This window comes from Ruegeria atlantica (genome assembly GCF_947495585.1).
In the GTDB taxonomy this organism is placed as follows: Bacteria; Pseudomonadota; Alphaproteobacteria; order Rhodobacterales; family Rhodobacteraceae; genus Ruegeria; species Ruegeria atlantica_G.
In genome coordinates this window covers 1-1,205 of sequence record NZ_CANLZK010000042.1, presented here as the reverse complement: position 1 = coordinate 1,205, position 1,205 = coordinate 1, and the positions used below count along the sequence as shown (strand labels likewise).

Below are 1,205 nucleotides of genomic sequence, written 5' to 3'. Positions count from 1 at the left end.
TGCGGAATAGATTGCCCTTTGTAGAAGTGTACGATCTGCGTGTCGTCTTGATGCTTGGCGATGTGGTCACAAACTGCGCCGAGACTCGCCTTGCGTATGCTGAAACTTGAGAACGTTCCTAGCGAGCCACTGGGGCCTCAAATAACGGGGCCGCAGCTTGTGCCGCGGCCCAGAGATGCAACCTTGCAACCCGGCTTAGATGTCCAAAGTGTTGTCTTTTTCCCAGCGTGAGAAGTGAGAGACGAAAGAGTTCCATTCCTGATGTTTCATTTTCAGAAACGCGGATGAGAACTCGGCTCCCATCATGGCCTTCAGTTCCTTGTCCTTGTCGTATTCGCGCAGGGCATCAAGCATGTTCAACGGTAGTTTCGGCGCACCGCGCACCTTGTGGCCTTCAGCATACATATCGATGTCCCAACGTTTGCCCGGGTCAGCTTTGGACCGGACACCGGACAGGCCAGCGGCGATGATCACCGCTTGTAGCAGATAGGGGTTGGTCGCCCCATCGGGCAGACGCAGCTCAAACCGGCCGGGGCCGGGAACGCGAACCATGTGCGTCCGGTTGTTGCCTGTCCAAGTCACTGTATTGGGCGCCCATGTTGCGCCCGACATTGTCCGCGGCGCGTTGATACGTTTGTAACTGTTCACCGTGGGATTGGTGATAGCTGCCAGTGCTGAGGCGTGTTTCATGATGCCGCCCAGGAAGTGCTTGCCCCGCTCTCCCAGACCAACCTCTCCGGTGGGGCCGTCGCCCGCACCTGCGAAAATGTTTGTCTTGGCTGCATCGCCCGGTGCGTCCCAGACCGAGATGTGGGCGTGGCAGCCATTGCCGGTCAGACCTTCAACCGGTTTCGGCATGAAGGTGGCGCGCAGGCCGTGCTTTTCAGCAACCGACTTGGTCATGAACTTGAAGAAAGAGTGCTTGTCAGCGGTGCGCAGCGCATCATCAAATTCCCAGTTCATTTCGAACTGGCCATTGGCGTCCTCGTGGTCATTCTGGTAGGGACCCCAGCCCAGTTCCAGCATGTAATCACAGATCTCGCGCACCACATCATAGCGGCGCATTACGGCCTGTTGGTCATAACAGGGCTTTTCTGCTGTATCGAATGGGTCGCTGATTTGCTCGCCGTCCGGGGTCAGCAGAAAAAACTCGGCCTCAATACCGGTTTTGACATGCATGCCTTCGCCTGCGGCTTCGTCAATCA

At 56.9% G+C, this 1,205-nt stretch carries 1 protein-coding gene; it reads right to left on the bottom strand.

Going from position 1 to position 1,205, the window contains the following annotated elements; genetic code table 11:
• Positions 1–195 precede the first annotated feature (195 nt).
• The coding region (gene glnT / locus QMP16_RS23485; RefSeq protein ID WP_282154381.1) for a type III glutamate--ammonia ligase at positions 196–1,205 on the bottom strand (1,010 nt) is incomplete at its 5' end.